The 17,330-nt window shown below is 69.7% G+C and carries 14 protein-coding genes; 10 read left to right on the forward strand and 4 right to left on the reverse strand.

Features of this window, described 5'->3' with window-relative positions; genetic code table 11:
• Positions 1 to 123: 123 nt before the first annotated feature.
• Both ACFQRD_RS06790 and ACFQRD_RS06795 read right to left on the reverse strand, forming a co-directional pair.
• Entirely contained in the window at positions 124 to 2,109 is a 1,986-nt protein-coding gene (locus ACFQRD_RS06790; protein WP_377803616.1) for a DUF6807 family protein, read from the reverse strand.
• The gene (locus ACFQRD_RS06795) at positions 2,109 to 3,710 is read right to left on the reverse strand and encodes a family 43 glycosylhydrolase (RefSeq protein ID WP_377803617.1); all 1,602 of its coding nucleotides are present in this window, start codon (positions 3,708 to 3,710) and stop codon (positions 2,109 to 2,111) included. The genes ACFQRD_RS06790 and ACFQRD_RS06795 overlap by 1 nt, the downstream gene beginning before the upstream one ends.
• Positions 3,711 to 4,084: 374 nt before the next feature.
• Here ACFQRD_RS06795 and ACFQRD_RS06800 point away from each other — a divergent pair, with 374 nt between their 5' ends.
• The 10 genes from ACFQRD_RS06800 (at position 4,085) to ACFQRD_RS06845 (ending at position 15,165) form a co-directional block, all read left to right on the forward strand.
• Positions 4,085 to 5,032 (forward strand): ABC transporter permease, encoded by a 948-nt coding sequence (locus ACFQRD_RS06800; RefSeq protein ID WP_377793684.1) that lies wholly within the window; start codon positions 4,085 to 4,087, stop codon positions 5,030 to 5,032.
• A complete protein-coding gene (locus ACFQRD_RS06805; RefSeq protein ID WP_377803618.1) occupies positions 5,032 to 5,760 on the forward strand; it encodes a YesL family protein in 729 nt (242 codons plus the stop codon). Before ACFQRD_RS06800 ends, ACFQRD_RS06805 begins: the two co-directional genes overlap by 1 nt.
• On the forward strand, positions 5,757 to 7,262 hold the full coding sequence (locus ACFQRD_RS06810) for an extracellular solute-binding protein (RefSeq protein WP_377018495.1): 1,506 nt from the start codon (positions 5,757 to 5,759) through the stop codon (positions 7,260 to 7,262). Before ACFQRD_RS06805 ends, ACFQRD_RS06810 begins: the two co-directional genes overlap by 4 nt.
• 58 nt (positions 7,263 to 7,320) lie before the next feature.
• Positions 7,321 to 8,613 (forward strand): glycoside hydrolase family 28 protein, encoded by a 1,293-nt coding sequence (locus tag ACFQRD_RS06815; RefSeq protein ID WP_377018496.1) that lies wholly within the window; start codon positions 7,321 to 7,323, stop codon positions 8,611 to 8,613.
• Positions 8,597 to 9,043, forward strand: coding sequence for a hypothetical protein (locus ACFQRD_RS06820; protein ID WP_377018497.1), 447 nt, complete (start codon positions 8,597 to 8,599; stop codon positions 9,041 to 9,043). The genes ACFQRD_RS06815 and ACFQRD_RS06820 overlap by 17 nt, the downstream gene beginning before the upstream one ends.
• A complete protein-coding gene (locus ACFQRD_RS06825) occupies positions 9,040 to 9,999 on the forward strand; it encodes a carbohydrate ABC transporter permease (protein ID WP_377018499.1) in 960 nt (319 codons plus the stop codon). Before ACFQRD_RS06820 ends, ACFQRD_RS06825 begins: the two co-directional genes overlap by 4 nt.
• A gap of 27 nt (positions 10,000 to 10,026) precedes the next feature.
• Entirely contained in the window at positions 10,027 to 11,520 is a 1,494-nt protein-coding gene (locus ACFQRD_RS06830) for a right-handed parallel beta-helix repeat-containing protein (RefSeq protein WP_377803619.1), read from the forward strand.
• Between the two features lie 45 nt (positions 11,521 to 11,565).
• Positions 11,566 to 12,966, forward strand: coding sequence for a polysaccharide lyase family 1 protein (locus tag ACFQRD_RS06835; protein ID WP_377803620.1), 1,401 nt, complete (start codon positions 11,566 to 11,568; stop codon positions 12,964 to 12,966).
• Between the two features lie 217 nt (positions 12,967 to 13,183).
• Positions 13,184 to 14,032 carry a sugar phosphate isomerase/epimerase family protein gene (locus tag ACFQRD_RS06840; protein WP_377803621.1) on the forward strand — a complete coding sequence of 283 codons (849 nt, stop codon included), beginning with the start codon at positions 13,184 to 13,186 and terminating at the stop codon, positions 14,030 to 14,032.
• A 38-nt stretch (positions 14,033 to 14,070) separates the two neighbouring features.
• Positions 14,071 to 15,165, forward strand: coding sequence for a dienelactone hydrolase family protein (locus tag ACFQRD_RS06845; RefSeq protein WP_377803622.1), 1,095 nt, complete (start codon positions 14,071 to 14,073; stop codon positions 15,163 to 15,165).
• Positions 15,166 to 15,168: 3 nt separating this feature from the next.
• On the opposite strand, the gene ACFQRD_RS06850 is transcribed toward ACFQRD_RS06845, so the two are convergent.
• Positions 15,169 to 16,662: a SulP family inorganic anion transporter gene (locus ACFQRD_RS06850; RefSeq protein WP_377803649.1), complete on the reverse strand. Its 1,494-nt coding sequence runs from the start codon at positions 16,660 to 16,662 to the stop codon at positions 15,169 to 15,171.
• A 226-nt stretch (positions 16,663 to 16,888) separates the two neighbouring features.
• Positions 16,889 to 17,317 carry a MerR family transcriptional regulator gene (locus tag ACFQRD_RS06855; RefSeq protein ID WP_377803623.1) on the reverse strand — a complete coding sequence of 143 codons (429 nt, stop codon included), beginning with the start codon at positions 17,315 to 17,317 and terminating at the stop codon, positions 16,889 to 16,891.
• Positions 17,318 to 17,330: the final 13 nt, after the last annotated feature.

Here is a 17,330-nt window from a genome sequence, read left to right on the forward strand (position 1 = left end):
GGTCGGCGCGACGGTGCGCGGAGGACGCTCGCGGCCGTGCTGAGGCGTTCCCGCGGGAACGCCTCAGGGCGAGGTCGTCGACGTCGTGTCGCGGCACATCACTCGCGGCACGCCGCCCGCCGATCAGGAGTCGCCGCTCGAGGCGGGGAACTCGTCGTCGCTGACAGGCATGGCCCCGACGATCGCGGGCACCTCATCGGCCGTCACCGGGTGGTCGAACACGGCCGCGTGCACCCGGACGTCGAGGTGGGCGCCGCGGGGTATGTCCCGCGGAGCGGACCAGGCGAGGCTCGTGCCGATTCCTACGTAGTCCGATGCGCGCACGAACCACGGGTCGACACGACTCTGCGTCCGGATGTCCTGCACGAGCACGAGACTGGTCCACTCGTTGCCGTGGCGTCGCTGGACGACCAGGAACGGACTCGTCGACCCATGGGCGATCGACTCCCCGTGACCGTCCTCGACCAGGATGCGGGTCTCGTCCGCGTCGGGCAGACGCCAGAACAGGCCCCCGTACCCCGCCCCCAGCCGGCCCCGGTTCGCGGGGCTCGTCAGGCGCACGTCGGCGGTGTCCGCGTACAGGCGGCTGCGCCAGGCAAGGCCCCACCCATAGTGCTCGGGCAGGACGAACGCCCGGAGGCGTCGCCGTTCGAGCAGGACGTCGCGGCCATCATGATCGAGCCACCTGACCTCCGAGCGCAGATCGCGCCCGGTCTCCGCGGTCTCCGTCTCGCGGATCTCCTGGACACCCTGGTTCGCCAGTAGGGTCGAGCCACGGCCCTCGACGAAGGTGCGCCCTCCCCAGTACGTGGTGCCGTTGACGTCGGGCAGGGCGAGCGACAGGCCGAAATGATGCCGATGATCGACCGGATTCGTGACCGTCAGCGCTCGTCCGTGCAGAGAGCGCACGGGGTGCAGATGAGGGCGCGGGCTGTGGACGGGGGCCATGGACGCCCCCGTCACGGCGGCGGTCAGCAGCGTCCCCCCGTGCAGAAGGGTCCAGTCCCGACCTTCCCGCACCCAGCCCAGCGGCTTCTTCGCGAGGTCGGCATCGTATGCCCCCGACAGTGCATCGGCATGGTCGGGAACGGGCACCCTCGACGGCGGCACGCGCCCCGTGCTGTCGCCGACGATCAGCTGCGGCTCGAGCAGGACATCGCCGAAGGTCTCGTCGGCGCCCGGGCTCTCGATGTGGTCGCGCAGCCGGGTCCAGGCGACCGCGCCCGGATCCAGCTGCTCCTGGCCGACGGTGGTCAGACGCGGCACGGCGAAGCGGGACAGCTCGATGCCGTCGAAACCCGTGACCGAGAGGTCTCCGGGCACGTTGACGCCGAACTCGTTCAGGCGCGCCAGGATGCCGAAGGCCGTGAGGTCGTTGAACCCCAGCACAGCGGTGGCCCCGGATTCGAGCACCTGCTCGGCCACCTCGTACCCGTCGGACATGGTCGAGCCGCCGTGGATGGAGCGGAGCGTCGTCCCCGGGGAGGCGTCGACGAGGCTGTTCAGAGCGGTCAGACGTGCACGGTTGGCCGCGCTGCGGGGCGGGCCGGCCACGTACAGCAGATCCCGGTGCCCGAACGCCTCGAGATGACGGACCAGCTGCGTCATGCCTCCCGCATAGTCGATGCTGATGGTGGTGGCGCGGCCCGCGGTGGTGCGACGGTTGATGAGAACCACGGGAGCGATGGTGCTGACGAGCTCGTCGAGGACGAGGTCGTCCATGCGGGGCGAGACCAGCACCACCGCGTCGCAACGGCGGCGTGCCTCGCGGGCGATCGACTCCTCCCGCTCCGGTGAGGAGGCCTCCGCGACCAGCACGCTGTATCCGTCGGCCTCCGCGCTGCGGGAGAGACCGCGCAGGATCGCCTGGAACATGGGGTTGCCGAGGTCCGGGACCACCAGCGCCACCGTCAGGGTGCGCCCGGTCGAGAGATTGCGGGCAGTGAGGTTCGGACGGTACTGCAGCTTCTGCGCCGCCTCCTTCACACGGAGGCCGATCGACGGATCGACGCTGGTGCGGCCGTTGAGGACGCGCGAGACCGTGGCGCGGGAGACCCCGGCCGCCTCAGCCACCTGGGTGATGGTCGGCCCACCTCCGCCTCGGGGCATCAGATGTCACTTCCTTCGCAGTGCACGGTCACCGGGCCGAAACTCGCCCTCCGGTCGTCCAGGACATGGTCCACCATGCTCCCGGCCGCGGCGAACAGGCCGACCTCCGCGCCGATCCACCGTCCCTTCGTACTCTGCCATCCGGTCAGCAGCCACTGGGGAGGTGCCGCCCCCGCAGGGCGACCGGCCGGGGTCGTTCGGCCCGGCGATGCCCCCAGTGCGATGCGGCCTGCCTGATCGCAGGTCAGATGCAGGCGTATCGAGGCCTCGGCGGTCGGGTCGGCCGTGAACAGCCGGGCGCGGTGGATCGTCTCGTCGGCCGCGTCCTGCGGCATCGTGCCGTGGACGAGGGTTATGCCGTCCCCGTCCCGGACCAGTCCGGCCCACGCGTAGCTCAGCCCGAGCACTACGATCCCCGCCCGCTCGGGGGCGGCATCGCGGCGCGGGGGTGCAGCAGGAAGATGGAGCTCCACCTCCCAGCTGCTCGGCTGCCCCGGAAGCTGCTGGCCGAGCACGTCACCGAGCTGCCGGAGATCGGCGCGGGGACTCGGCGCGAAGGCCAGGTCCAGTCGCCCGTCCCCGGTGCGCCACCGGTCGGCCCGGGGGTTGGCCTGCCAGTGCCAGCGCGGAGCGAGCTCGCGCGAGGTGAAGTCGTCGGAACGCCGCGGCTCCGTGTAGCCCGTGGCCGGACCGCTGCCGCCCACGGCGCCGACCTCGGGGACGAGGGCGACCGGACGGCCGCGGGTCGCGTCGACGGGCTCACCCATGTGGGGCCACCCCTCGGCGTCGAAGCGGACCGGCTGGACGTGGGTGACACGGCCGAAGACGTCGCGGTCCTGGAAGTGGACGAACCACCAGCAGCCCTGCTCGTCGTCGACCAATGCGCCCTGGTGCGGACCGTTGACCGGCGTGTCGTCCTGCTCCAGCGCCACGCGGTGCTCGTAGGGGCCGCGGAGGTCGCGGGAGCGGAAGACGACCTGGTACCCGTCGGCGACCCCTCCCGCCGGGGCGTAGATCCAGTACCAGCCGTCGTGGACGTACGCCTTGGGGCCCTCGAGGGTCAGCATGCCGGGGATCTCGGCGCCGTCGATGAGCACCTCGGAGGCGGACAGCGGGGCCGTGAGGTCCGGGGTCACCTCCAGCAGCGAGAGGCGATTCTTGATCCCGGCACGCGACCGCGCCCAGCCGTGCACCAGATGCGCGCGGCCCTCGTCGTCCCACAGGGGGCACGGGTCGATCAATCCGTGCCCGGCGAGCAGGAGCCGGGGCGCGCTCCACGGGCCCGCGGGATGCGGCGCGTCGATCACGAAGATCCCGTGGTCGGGGTCGGGGTAGACGATGTAGAAGGTGCCGTCGTGCTCCCGGATGCTGGGAGCCCAGACGCCGCTGCCGCGCCGCGGGAGCGCATAGTGCTCGAGCGGGACCAGCGCCGGCAGCGCATTGGTCACGTGCTCCCAGTCGACGAGGTTCGACGAGCGCAGCACGGGCAGTCCCGGGGCTCGATTGAAGCTGGAGGCGATCATCCAGTAGTCGCCGCCGACGCGGATGACGTCCGGGTCCGGCCAATCCGCATCGAGGACAGGGTTCGATCGGTGTTCCAACGTGACTCCTCCGCACGGCCTGCTCAGGGCGCTGGTCCGATTCGTGCGGGCGCTTCCGCGCGACCACCGGGGAACCGGTTACACAGCGTGCTGCGCGCACACTATCAGGTGGCCGGCCGCGGTGAGGCCCTTGAGGTCGCGTGGCCGGGCGACGCCGTGACCAGTAGAGATGGAGCCGGGGCGGCAGGCTGCCCAGAATCGTGTTCGCCCGCAGCGTTGACAGCCGGGAGATCGCCACTCACACTGGGGAGACCGCGGGGAACCGGTTTCACACGACTGTTCCCCGCCCGTGCTTCGACGACGAACAAGGATGGCCAATGGCGGCTGACCCCGTACGCGACCCCAGGATCTCGTCTCCTGTGCTCGCCGCAACCGTGCCTGAGCCCCCTGCGGGAAAGGCGGCCGTACAGGCGCGCAAGAAATCGCTGGCCGCGATGCTCTGGCGCCACCGGGTGCTCTACCTGATGGCACTGCCCGGAATCGTCTACTTCCTGGTGTTCAAGTACCTGCCGATGGGCGGTCTGATCATCGCGTTCCAGGACTACCAGCCGTTCCTGGGGATCCTCAGCAGCCCCTGGGTCGGCTTCGAGCACTTCGTCCGCCTGTTCACGCAGGACACGTTCTTCATGCTGCTGCGCAACACCCTGGTGCTGTCGGGGCTGCTCATGCTCATCTCGTTCCCGGTGCCGATCATCCTCGCGCTGCTGATGAACGAACTGCGCGGACGCTTCTTCAAGCGGAGCGTGCAGACGATCATCTACATCCCCCACTTCATGTCGTGGGTGATCGTGGTGTCGCTGTTCTACGTGCTGCTCACGACCGACGGCGGGGCCATCAACAACCTCATCACCTCGCTGGGCGGGCAGCCCGTCGCCTTCCTCACCGATCCCGAATGGCTGCGCCCGATGTACGTGTTCCAGCACGTCTGGCGCACGGCGGGCTGGGGGACGATCGTCTACCTGGCCGCCCTGACCGCGGTCGACATGACGCTCTACGAGGCCGCCGAGATCGACGGCGCCAACCGGTGGAAGCAGACCTGGCACGTCACCCTGCCTGCCATCCGGCCCACGATCATCGTGCTGTTCATCCTCTCGATCGGTGACTTCCTCGAACTCGGGTTCGAACACATGTTCCTGCTGCTGAACTCGATGAACCGTGAGGTCGGCGAAATCTTCGACACCTTCGTCTACACCGCCGGCATCCAGAACGGCCAGCTCAGCTTCGCGACCGCAGTGGGCCTGTTCAAGGGCCTCGTGGGGCTCGTGCTCGTGATGGGCGTGAACTCGCTGGCGAAGCGGATCGGCGAGGAAGGGGTGTACTGATGTTCGGTTTCGAGCAGTTCGTGGCCCTGAACCGCCGGCTCTCCGGGCTCTGGCGCCTGGCCTGGCTGAACATCCTGTGGATCGCGGTGACCGTGGCCGGTCTCGGTCTCGTGGGTTTCGGTCCGGCGAGCTACGCGCTGGCCAAGTATCTCCATCACTGGCTGCGGGACGGCACCACCCCGCCGGTGGCCCCGACCTTCTTCCGGTACGCCCGGGAGCTGCGGTGGCACCCCGTGGTGATGGGGGCGATCCTCCTGCTCGCCGGCGCCGTCATCCTGGTCAACCTGCTGAGCCTCTCGGACTGGTACCTGAGGGCGGCGAACCTCGCGGCAGCCGCCGTGCTGTGGATCCTCGGCGCCTACGTGTTCTTCGTGATGGCCGCCCTCGACGTGACCGGCATCCGTGCACAGCTCAGCAGCGCCCTGCTGCTGGGGGTGGGCTCGCTGCACTGGACCATCATCGCCACCACCACCGTGCTGGTCGGCTACGGCCTGATGCTGCGCTTCGCCGCGCCGCTGCTGATGATGTTCGGAATCGCCCTGCCCGCCCTCGTCTTCGCCGCCGTCTGCCGGCGGATCCTCCGTGATCTCGAGAGCTCCCCGGAGACCGACCCCCACCCCGTGCTGCGCGTGCCAGCGCACCCGGCGGAGCGCACCGACGCGTCCCCGCCTCGCCCGACGAAGGCCGCCCAGCGGTCGTCGTCCCTCCCGAAAGGAACCCCGGCATGATCACTCGCAGAACTCTCCTGTCCTCCGCACCCCTGGCCGCCACCGGCGCCCTCGCCCTGTCCTCCTGCGGAAGCAGCGGCGGCGGCTCGGCCGGCGCCGGTGGCGGCTCGCTGACCTGGATGTCGATGCTGCACACCCCGTCCACGCCGCAGGCGGACGGCCCGGTGATGACCGCGCTGACCGAGCACACGGGGACCGATTTCCAGTTCCAGTGGGTTCCGGACGCCTCCAAGGAGGAGAAGGTCAACGCGGCCCTGGCCTCGGGCTCCGTCGCCGACATCACGTCCCTGAACCAGCTGGCGATGCCGTCGATCCGGGACGCACTCAGCTCCGGACTGTTCTGGGAGGTCGAGGAGTTCCTCGCCGACTATCCGAACCTCAGCCAGATCAACCCGGACACCCTCGAGGGGGCACGGCTGGACGGTGCGCTGTACGGCGTGCCGTTCCAGAAGCCGCTCGCCCGCTACGGCGTGCTGGTGCGGCAGGACTGGCTGGACCGCCTCGGCCTCGAGGTGCCCCACACCATCGAGGAGCTCGGCGAGGTCGCGAAGGCCTTCGCCGAGGACGACCCGACCGGCACCGGCGCCGCGGCCACCGGGTTCATCGACCGTCAGGAGAGCTTCCTGGTCGGCTTCCGATCGCTCGCCGGCTACTTCGGCGCGGGCGACAAGTTCCAGCTGGACGACGCCGGCAACATCGTCCCCGCCTGCACCACCGATCCCTGGAAGGAGGCCATGCAGTGGTACCGCGAGGTCTACGAGGCAGGCGGCGTGAACCAGGAGTTCATCACGATGCAGAAGCAGAATCAGCAGCAGGCGATCGCGCAGGACAAGGGCGGCATCGTCGTCACCGGGCTGTTCGAGGCCAAGAACTACGTGGCGCTCGCCGAGTCGATCAACCCCGACACCGAGGTGTCCTGGACGCTCATCAACGACATCACCTATGCGGACGTGCCGCGGCGGATCGTCTCGGACACCGGCGGGGGCATGGGCGGCCTGATGTGCTTCTCGACCCAGTCGCTCACCTCCGAGGAGGACCTCGCCCGCGGGCTGACCCTCATCGACGAGCTGCTCGAGGAGCCCGCCTTCCAGCTCATGACCAACGGCATCGAGGGCACGCACTACGAGATGGATGACGACGGGGTGGTGACCATCATCGATCAGCCCCTGTGGGAGCAGCAGGTCCAGCCCTACAACGGGTCACGCCCGTCGGACCTGGTGGAGATCTACAAGTCGTCCGACGAGTACGTGAACCAGGCGAACGAGATGATGGACGAGAACGCCGAGTACGCCATCACCAACCCGGCGCAGTCGCTGACGTCCCCGACGTACGACAACCAGTGGGCGACCATCGAGCAGGCGCTCAACGACGCCTACAACACCTTCATGATCGGCCAGACCTCCATGAGCGACTACGAGGCCGCCATCGAGGCCGTGCGCTCCCAGGGCCTGGACGACATCATCGCCGAGTACACCGAGGCCTACGACGCCGTCAACGGCTGACGGTTCGTCTCCGCCGCGCTCCCCTCCGCTCCTTCCACCGATCGGGAAAGGTCCCTTCGTGTCGACCCTGGACATCTCCGAACCGCCCGTCGCCGAGCTGGCGACCACATGGCTGCAGCACGCCATCGACCGGGCGGCGGCCCGTGGGGGCGGTCAGGTGCGCGTGCCCCCCGGCACCCACCGCACCGGAGCGATCCGGCTCCGCTCGGGCATCGATCTGCACCTCGAGGCCGGCGCGCTGCTGCAGTTCGTCCCGGATCCCGCGCTGTACCCGGCCGTCGAGGCGCGCTGGGAAGGCACGGCAGGCCTCGTCCACTCCCCGTGCCTGTTCGCGCACGGGGAGAGGGACGTCTCGATCACGGGCCTGGGAACCGTCGACGGGGGCGGCGCGACCTGGTGGGAGACGTTCCGGCAACGGCGCGGCGACCTCGAGCATCCGCGCCCGACCCTGATCGGCCTGCACGGCTGCGAACGGGTCACGATCAGGGACGTCTCCCTGCGCAACTCCCCGGCCTGGACGCTCCACCCCGCCCTGTGCGACGACGTCACCATCAGCGGCATCCGGATCAGCAACCCTGCGGACTCGCCGAACACCGACGGGATCGATCCGGAGTCCTGCCGCAACGTGCGCATCAGCGACTGCCACATCGATGTGGGCGACGACTGCATCGCGATCAAGGCCGGCACCGAGCACACGCCGGACCGCGTCGCCTGCGAGAACATCGTCATCAGCAACTGCACCATGATCCGCGGCCACGGCGGGGTGGTGATCGGCAGCGAGATGAGCGGCGACGTCCGCAACGTCGTGATCAGCAACTGCGTGTTCCAGGGCACCGATCGTGGGATCCGTCTGAAGACCCGCCGAGTGCGCGGGGGAGTGATCGAGGACGTGCGGGTGACCAACGTGGTCATGGACGACGTGCTGTGCCCGATCACGGTGAACCCCTTCTACTTCTGCGGGCCGGAGGGCAAGGAGCCCCACGTGGGGGACCGCTCCGCGCGCGCCGTCGACGGGGGCACCCCGCGGATCCGCGGGCTCCATCTCGCACATGTCACCGCGAGGAACGTCCACGCCTCGGCGGGTCACCTCTTCGGACTGCCCGAGGCGCCCCTCGAGAACGTCACCCTCGACGACCTCGACGTCACCTTCGCCGCCGATCCGCGGCCGGGAGCGCCCGAGATGGCGCTCGCCGTGGAGGCCCGGACCCGATCCGGCATCGAGCTCGGGTTCGTGCGGGGCGGCGAGCTCAGCCGGGTCCGGGTCGCCGGCGCCGACGGGGCCGCGGTGTCCACACACGCCTGCGAGGGTCTCGAGCTGGAGGTCAGGGGGAGCGATGACGGTTCTGCATGAGTCCCGCCGGCTCCGCCGTCGCACCGCCGAGATGTGGATCGCAGGTGTCGGGATGGCGCTGGCGATTCTCTGCCTCGGCGGCTTCTGCCTGGTCATGAACGGGGTGGATGCCGCGACCTTCGAGCGCGACGTCATGCCCTCCCTGCTCGGCGCGGATCACGGCATGGGCCCGCAGGAGGCGTTCGAGGCGGCTCGCGTCCTCGGAGCCTGGTTCGGCGCGACCCTGATCGTGGTGCTGCTGCTGTCGACGGCCGGGCTCTTCCTCGCCCGTCGTCTGCCCACCCGCCGCACCACCGGCTGGTGGTTCTTCGCCGCGGGGCTGGTCCTGCTGCTGGGGAGCCAGCTGATCCTGTTCCCGCTCGCGTTCGTCTTCTTCGCGACGGCCGCCCTCTTCGCCCTGCGCCCGCTCACGGATGGGAGCCCTTCATGACCACCGCACCACCCAGCCCTCCCACCGACGCGGGGAGCAAGGCCGTCCTGGCCACGCGTCCGCCACGCCGAAACGGCCGGCCGCGCCTGCGCCGCCTCAGCACGGGGGAGCAGATATTCCGGGTGATCAACGTGATCATCCTCAGCGGCTTCTCCCTGATCTGCCTGATCCCGTTCGTCCACGTCATCGGCAGCTCCTTCGCGAGCCCCGGTGAGCTGGCCACGACCAACTTCCTGCTGATCCCGCGGGAGGTCACCCTCGACGCCTACCGCTACATCCTCTCGACCCCGACGATCTTCCGTGCGATGGGAGTGTCGGTGTTCGTGACCACAGCGGGCACGCTGCTCAGCCTGGTGGTCACGGCGCTGATGGCCTATGCCCTGGCCAAGCCGTACCTGTTGGGGCGCCGAACCATCAACTTCCTGGTCGTATTCACCATGCTGTTCAGCGGCGGCATGATCCCCACCTTCATCGTGGTCTCCTCGCTGGGGCTGCTGGACTCGCTGTGGTCGCTGATCCTTCCGGTGACCGTCAACGCCTTCAACTTCGTGATCATGCGGAACTTCTTCCAGGGCATCCCCGACAGCCTCGAGGAGGCGGCGCGGATCGACGGCTGCTCCGAGCTGGGTGTGTTCGCGCGCATCGTGCTGCCGCTGTCCATCGCCTCGATCGCCACCATCGGCCTGTTCTACGCCGTCACCTACTGGAACACGTACATGCACGCGATCCTGTACATCAACGACTCCTCGAAGTGGCCGATCCAGGTGCTGCTGCGCCAGATCGTCATCGTCGCCAGCGGTGTCAACGCGGACGCCTCCTCGGTGAGCGTGGTGCCTCCGGCGCAGTCGGTGAAGATGGCCGTCATCACCGTGGCCACGATGCCGATGCTGCTGCTGTACCCCTTCATCCAGCGCTTCTTCGTCAAGGGCGCGCTCATCGGCTCGGTCAAGGGCTGAGCCGCACCCCACCGATAAAGGATGATCATGCCGTCAGTTCCCCGCCGCAGCCTCCCTGCCCTGGCCGGTGCCTCCGTGGGCGCCGCCGCCGTGCTCGCCGGCATCGCTCCCGCTCTCGCCCGGCCCACCGCGACCACGCCGGATGGCGTGCTGGCCCTGATGCGGGTCCCCACCGGCAGGTCCGGTGCCGGCGGCGGTCGCGTCTGGTCGCCGCGGCCGACGGGATTCGCCTCCGTGCCCACCCCCGAGCTGCCGGAGGGCACCACGGGCGGACTCGGCGGTCGCGTCGTCACCGTCACCACGGCGGATGCGCTCGCCGAAGCCATCGCGGCCGACGAGCCGACGGTGGTGCTGGTGAGCGGGACGATCGAGTTCCCCAGCGGAACCATCACGGACGTCTCCGCGAACACGAGCATCGTCGGCGTCGGCCGCGGGGCCGAGATCGTCGGGGGCGGGCTGCGGCTGCTCGAGGTCTCCAACGTCATCATCCGCAACCTCACCGTCCGGGACTCCTTCGTCGCGGGGGACTGGGACGGCAAGTTCGAGACCAACGACAACGACGGCATCCGTGTGGATACCTCGCACCATGTCTGGATCGATCACTGCGAGTTCGCCCGGCTCGGCGACGGTCAGGTCGACATCCGCAAGGACTCGACCGACGTGACCGTGTCCTGGTCCCTCTTCCGCGACCACAACAAGACGCTCGGCGTGGGCTGGACCGACAACCTCGTCACCACGCTGACGCTGCACCACAATCGGTTCTCCAACGTCCACCAGCGCAACGGCAGCATCGATCAGGTGAAGATCGGGCACGTGTACAACTGCTGGCTCGCGGGCGCCAGCTCGTACGGCATGGCCTCCCGCGGTGCCACCGAGCTGCTCATCGAGCACAGCGTGTTCGACGCCGTCCGCAACCCGATCGGCACCAGTGACGAGCAGTCCCGGGTCGCGCAGAACGGCAACCTGCGCACCGACTCCTGGGGCGACTGGGAGGACACGGGCATCGACGTCGACCCCGCCGACCACTACGACTACGACCTCGACCCCGTCGACCAGGTGCGCGACCTGCTCACCCGGCATGCAGGCCCCCATGGGCGCACGGAGCGCACGCCGCGGCGCCTGCATGTCTCCCAGGACGGGACCGGTGACGTCTCCTCCATCCATGCCGCCGTGGGGGCCGCGTGGCGCAGCCCCCACCCCGTGGAGATCATCGTCCACCCCGGGATCTATCGCGAGGTGATCTCCGTCTGGCCGGGGTGCGACGGCCTGGAGATCCGCGGTGCCTCCGGTGATCCCGCCGACGTCGTGGTCACCTACGACAAACCTGCCACGGACTGGGCGACCGTCACCGTGTTCGCCCGGGACGTCGTGCTCGCCGCCCTCACGCTGGAGAACGCCTACGAGGACGACACCGGGGGCGACCGCGCCGCCTATCCGCTGCGCTCGATCGACGACACGCTCCGGCTCGAGGACGTCGAGCTCACGGGCGGCCCCTGGGAGATATCGGATCCGCGCCTCTGACCAGGGAAGACCAGCCGCCGACACAACAGATCAAGGAAGATCATGATGGCCACATCCACCCGAACCCGGCGCACGGCCTGCGCACTCGTGACCGCGTCGGCCGCCCTGATGCTGATGATTCCCTCCACCGCCGTGGCCGGCCCCGGCGGTACCCACGGCCCGCCCGATACGCACCCGCGCGATCCGGCCATCACCGACCGGCAGGTCCTTCCCGATGACGACGGCTGGGCCAGCGCCGGCGGCGGCACCACCGGCGGCGCCGAGGCGAACGAGGAGCACGTGTACGACGTCTCCACCCGGACCGAGCTCGTCAACGCTCTCGCCGGCTCCGGAGACGAGCCCGCGATCATCCGGGTCCACGGCACCATCGAGGTCAACGCCGACGAGAACGGTGAACCCCTCACCTGCGACGAGATCGCCGAGGGCACCGGGTACACCCTGGAGGAATACCTCGAGGCCTACGACCCCGAGACCTGGGGCCGTGACCGTAAGCCCGACGGTGAGATGGAGGAGGCCCGCGAGGCCGCCGAACAGAAGCAGCGCGCCCTGGTCGACATCCGCATTCCCTCGAACACGACGCTGATCGGCGCCGAGGAGGGCGCCGGGCTGACCGGCGCGAACCTCACCGTGAGCGGGGTCCACAATGTCATCATCCGCAACCTCGTGCTCGCCGACACCTACGACTGCTTCCCCTCGTGGGACCCCACCGACGGCGACGAAGGTGCTTGGAACAGCGAGTACGACAGCGTGCGGATCGTCGACGGCGCAACCAACATCTGGGTCGACCACAACGCCTTCACCGACGAGCCGATGACCGACGACAAGCTGCCGACGTACTTCGGACAGACCTTCCAGCGGCACGACGGTGCTCTTGACGTCACCAACGGCTCGGACCTGGTCACCGTCAGCTGGAACAGCTTCTCCGACCACGACAAGCTGACCCTGGTCGGGTCGACCGACAGCGCCGACCGTGGGGACCCGGGCAAGCTCCGGGTCACCTTCCACCACAACCTCTACGAGGGCGTGGGCCAGCGGGCACCGCGCGCCCGCTGGGGACAGGTCGACGTCTACAACAACCACTACGTCATCACTGACGACCAGACCGTCGACTACGGCTACTCACTCGGGGTCGGCCACGAATCGCGTCTGTGGGTCGAGGCGAACACCTTCGACATCACCGGTGACACGCAACCGGGGCAGCTCCTGTCCTTCCTGCGCGGCGAGGTCATCGTCACCGAGGGCAACCTCGTCAACCATCGTCAGGTGGACCTGCTGGCCGAGTACAACGCCGTCGCCGATGAGGACGAACAACTCGCCGAGGACACCAGCTGGGAGCCGACGCTGCGGGCCTGCGAGCACAAGGTCCAGCACGTGGCCGGTGTGGTCGATGCCTGGGCCGGTCCCGAGCTCGGTCCTGCGCCGGGCCGTCCTCACGGAGGCTGCTGACCTCCGTCCGGCTGCATCGCACGCCCCAGCAGCGTTCCCGCGGGAACGCTGCTGGGGCGTGCGGACCCTCCCGCGGGAACGTCCATCGGCCGATGGGCCGTTCCCGCGGGAACGCCCCACGGCGCGAATATCGGCCATCGCCGAGCGCGCGGTCCCACGACGTGGACTCCGTGCCGTGGATCACGGTCAGACCCGCGATTCCGCATAGGCTTTCGGGATGTTCTCGAATCTCTCGGCCGGCGCGCTCGGCCTCTCCCTGGACCACCCGACCGCCGTCGACCTCGCCGCGACGCACGGCTTCGGCGGCGTCGACCCGGATCTCGGCTACTTCTGGTCGCTCGGCAGCACCGCAGCTGTGGCCGAGCACGCCGCGGCGGTGCGCGAGCGCGGCCTGCAGTGGGGGATGACCGGCCTGCCGATCGGCCTCGACGCTCCCGCCGAGGAGTTCCGCCAATCCCTCGCCGATCTGCCCGCCGCGCTCGAGCTGCTGAAGGCCGCCGAGGTCACCCGGGTGGGGACCTGGATCCGCCCGATGCACGACGAGCGCACCTACCGCGAGAACTGGCGGCTCTTCGCCGGCCGTCTCGCCCTGGTCGCCGAGCTCCTGGCCGAGGCGGGAATCCGCATCGGTCTGGAGTACATCGGCCCGAAGACGTTCTGGTCCACCGAACGCTTCCCCTTCATCCACTCGCTGCGCGAGGCACGGGAGCTGATCGCCGAATCCGGCGCGGGCAACGTCGGCCTGATCCTGGACAGCTACCACTGGTACACCGCCGGCGAGAGCGCCGAGGACCTGGTCGGCCTCACCGACGCCGACCTCGTCTCGGTCGACATCAACGATGCCCGCAGCGATCGCGAGCGCGACCAGCAGCAGGACCTGGACCGTCGCCTGCCGTACCAGACCGACGTCATCGACCTGGCCGGATTCATGGGCGCCGTCCATGCTGCCGGCTACACCGGGCCGGTGAAGGTCGAGCCGTTCATGAAGGAGCTGGCCGAGCAGCCCGTCGACGACGTCCTCGCGGACATCTCGAGCCGGCTCGACCGCGCCGTCGCGAGCCGCTGACGCACCGCCGGCATCCCACCCCAGCGAAGGACGACGACATGGAACCGCCTCTGACCGGAGCCGACTCCGACGCCGAGGCCACCGTGGAGACCCCCGCGACGGCCGAGGCCGCCACCGCCCGCCGCCGTCTGCGCTTCCTGCTGGGACTGGCCGATCACTTCGAGGACCGCCAGGGCCGGCGCAGCGCCCGCGCCGGCAGCACGGCCGACGGCGCGGCGGCTGACGGCGCGACGGGCGACGGCGCGACGGGGGATGCGGCATCCCCCGAGACGTCGGCCCCCGCCGCAACGCCGCATCTGGACGATCTCCCCGCTGCGAGCGGCACGGAACCACAGGAGGTCCGGATCCGCACGGCCGACGGCGACGTGATCCCCGCCTTCCTCCTGCGCCCCGCTCCGGAGGTGGCCACGGGTGCCGCCGTCGTGCTGGTGGCCGGCCACGGCCGCGGCATCGACGACCTGGTCAGCACTGATCCGGCCGACGAGTACCACGACGGCCTCGCCCACAAGCTGGTGCGCGCCGGGCTGACCGTGCTGTGCCCGGAGATGATCAGCTTCGGACGGCGCCGCGTCCCCCGCCCGGACGGTGCCGAACCCTATGAGGACACCGAGAACTCGTGCGGCATCGATGCCGCCAGCCACCTGCTGCACGGCCGGCCGGTGATGGGCCACCGTGTGGCTGACGCCCGCGCCGCCGTGCAGGCGCTGCGCGAGGTGCCCGGGGTGGACCCGCAGCGGGTGGCCGTCGCGGGCGGCTCCGGAGGCGGGGCCGTCTCGCTGCTGCTGGCGGCAGTGGACCCCACGGTCGCCGGCGCCCTGGTCGCGAGCTATTTCTCCTCGTTCGAGGCGAGCCTGTGCTCGATCCGGCACTGCCCCTGCAACATCATCCCCGGCCTGCTGCCGGAGATGGAGATGGCGGACATCGCCGCCCTCGTCGCGCCCCGGCCCCTGGTGCTGGAGGCAGGTGAGCACGACCCGATCTTCCCGATCGAGGCGACGCGCGCCTCGTTCGCGCAGCTGCCCCCGGTGTGGCAGGCGCTCGACGCCGCGCCTCCCGAGCTCGTCGTCACCGACGGCGGCCACGCCTTCCGCGGGGAGCGGTCCGTGGAGCTGTTGGCCGAGCGACTGGCCTGAGCCTCAGACCGCGTCGCCGAGCTTCCCGGACAGGCGCTCCAGGCGCTCCTGGCTCGCGCCGTCCAGCCCGATGATGCGGGCCTCCTTGCCGCGGTCGGTGTACTTCGACTGCACGGCATCCAGCGCCGCCACGGTCGAGGCGTCCCACACGTCGGCGTCGGTGAGGTCGATGATCACGACGTCCGGATCGCCCGCATAGTCGAACTGGTAGACCAGATCGTTGCTGGAGGCGAAGAACAGCTCGCCCACCACGCGGTAGCGGCGGATCTCCGGGGCGCCGTCGTCGTCGATGTCGGTCTCCCACACCGGCTCGATGCGCACCAGGTGCGCCACCCGCCGGGCGAAGAGGACCATCGCGGCCAGGGTGCCGAGGATGACGCCGACGGCGAGGTTGTGGGTGGCGACCGTGGCGACCACGGTGATCACCATGACAAGGGTCTCCGGCACGGGCATCAGCCGCAGCGTCGAGGGGCGGATGCTGTGCCAGTCGAACGTGGCCACGCAGACCATGATCATGACCGCCACCAGGGCGCCCATCGGGATCAGACCGACGATGTCGCCGAGGGCCACCAGCAGGATCAGCAGGAACAGACCGGCGAGGAAGGTGGAGATCCGTGTGCGCGAGCCGGACTGCTTCACGTTGATCATGGTCTGGCCGATCATGGCGCAGCCGCCCATGCCGCCGAAGAAGCCGGTGACGATGTTGGCGACGCCCTGGCCCCACGCCTCGCGAGTCTTGTTCGAGTGGGTGTCGGTGATGTCGTCGACGAACTTCGCCGTCATCAGCGACTCCAGCAGCCCCACCAGCGCCATGCCCAGCGCGTAGGGGCCGATCAGCTGCAGCGTCTCCAGGGTGAGGGGGACGTCGGGGATGAACAGGCTGGGCAGGGAGTCCGGCAGCTCGCCCTCGTCGCCCACGGTCGGCACGCTCCAGCCCGAGAAGAACACGACGGCGCTGATGACGAGGATGGTGATCAGCGGGGCGGGGATGGCGGTGGTGATCTTGGGCAGCACCACCAGCATCACGATGCCGACGGCCACCAGTGCGTAGACCAGCGGACCCACACCCTGGCCGTACAGGTGCGGGACCTGCGCCATGAAGATGAGGATGGCCAGGGCGTTGACGAAGCCGGTCATCACCGAGCGGGGGATGAACCGCATCAGCTTGGCCACGCCCAGCGCGCCGAGGACCACCTGGAGCACGCCGGCCAGCAGCACCGTGGCGACCAGGTAGTTCAGGTCGCCCGTCTGGTGCATGACCGGGGCGACCACCAGGGCGACTGCGCCGGTGGCGGCGCTGATCATGGCCGGGCGGCCGCCGACGATCGCGATGGAGATCGCCATGGTGACCGAGGCGTACAGGCCGACGGCCGGATCGACGCCCGCGGCCAGCGAGAACCCGATCGCCTCGGGAATCAGGGCGAGGGCGACGACGAGGCCGCCGAGCACCTCGGTCTTCAAGCGGCGGGGGTCACGGAGCGCCTCGAGGACGCCCATCGGGCGCTGCTGGGAATGCGCGGGGGCGGGGGCGCCGCCGAGGGCAGGGCTGACTGACGTCACGAAGCATCCTTGGGGAGAGGAGATGGGAGGGAGGCCCGAGGAAGCGGACGAGTCCGAGGGCCGACGACCAACCCTCACGTTACGGGAGGTTCAGTGGTTCTCGCACCCGGCGGGCGTTGCGCGATGGGTCACAGGTACGGGGTCGAGGGGTGGTAGCGACGGTCTACCGATTCGTCGCGTCCAGGGCGGTCCCGTTCTCCTCGGGACCGGCGATCTCGCGCAGACGCGCCAGGAACTCATCGGCCATCGCCACCTTCTTCTCCAGGGCGCTGCGCCGCTCGATCGCGATCTGCTCGAACTCGCGCAGCGTGCGGAGGGCCTCGGCGGGGGCGCCCGGCCCGTCGGCCGCGTCGGCGACATCGAGCAGCTCGCGCATCTGCTCGAGACTGAAGTCCAGCGGTTTCATCCGTCGGATGAGCAGGATGCGTTCGACGTCCTGCTCGGAGTAGAGCCGGAACCCGCCCTCGGTGCGCTCCGAGGGGGTGACCAGGCCGATCTCGTCGTAGTGCCGCAGCGTGCGCAGGCTCAGCTCGGTGCGCTCGGCGACCGCTCCGATGTGCAGCAGTTCGCGATGATCGTCCGTCGGGCTCATACGGTCAGTGTGC

It is taken from the genome of Brachybacterium sp. GCM10030268, from assembly GCF_042666305.1.
GTDB lineage: Bacteria > Actinomycetota > Actinomycetes > Actinomycetales > Dermabacteraceae > Brachybacterium.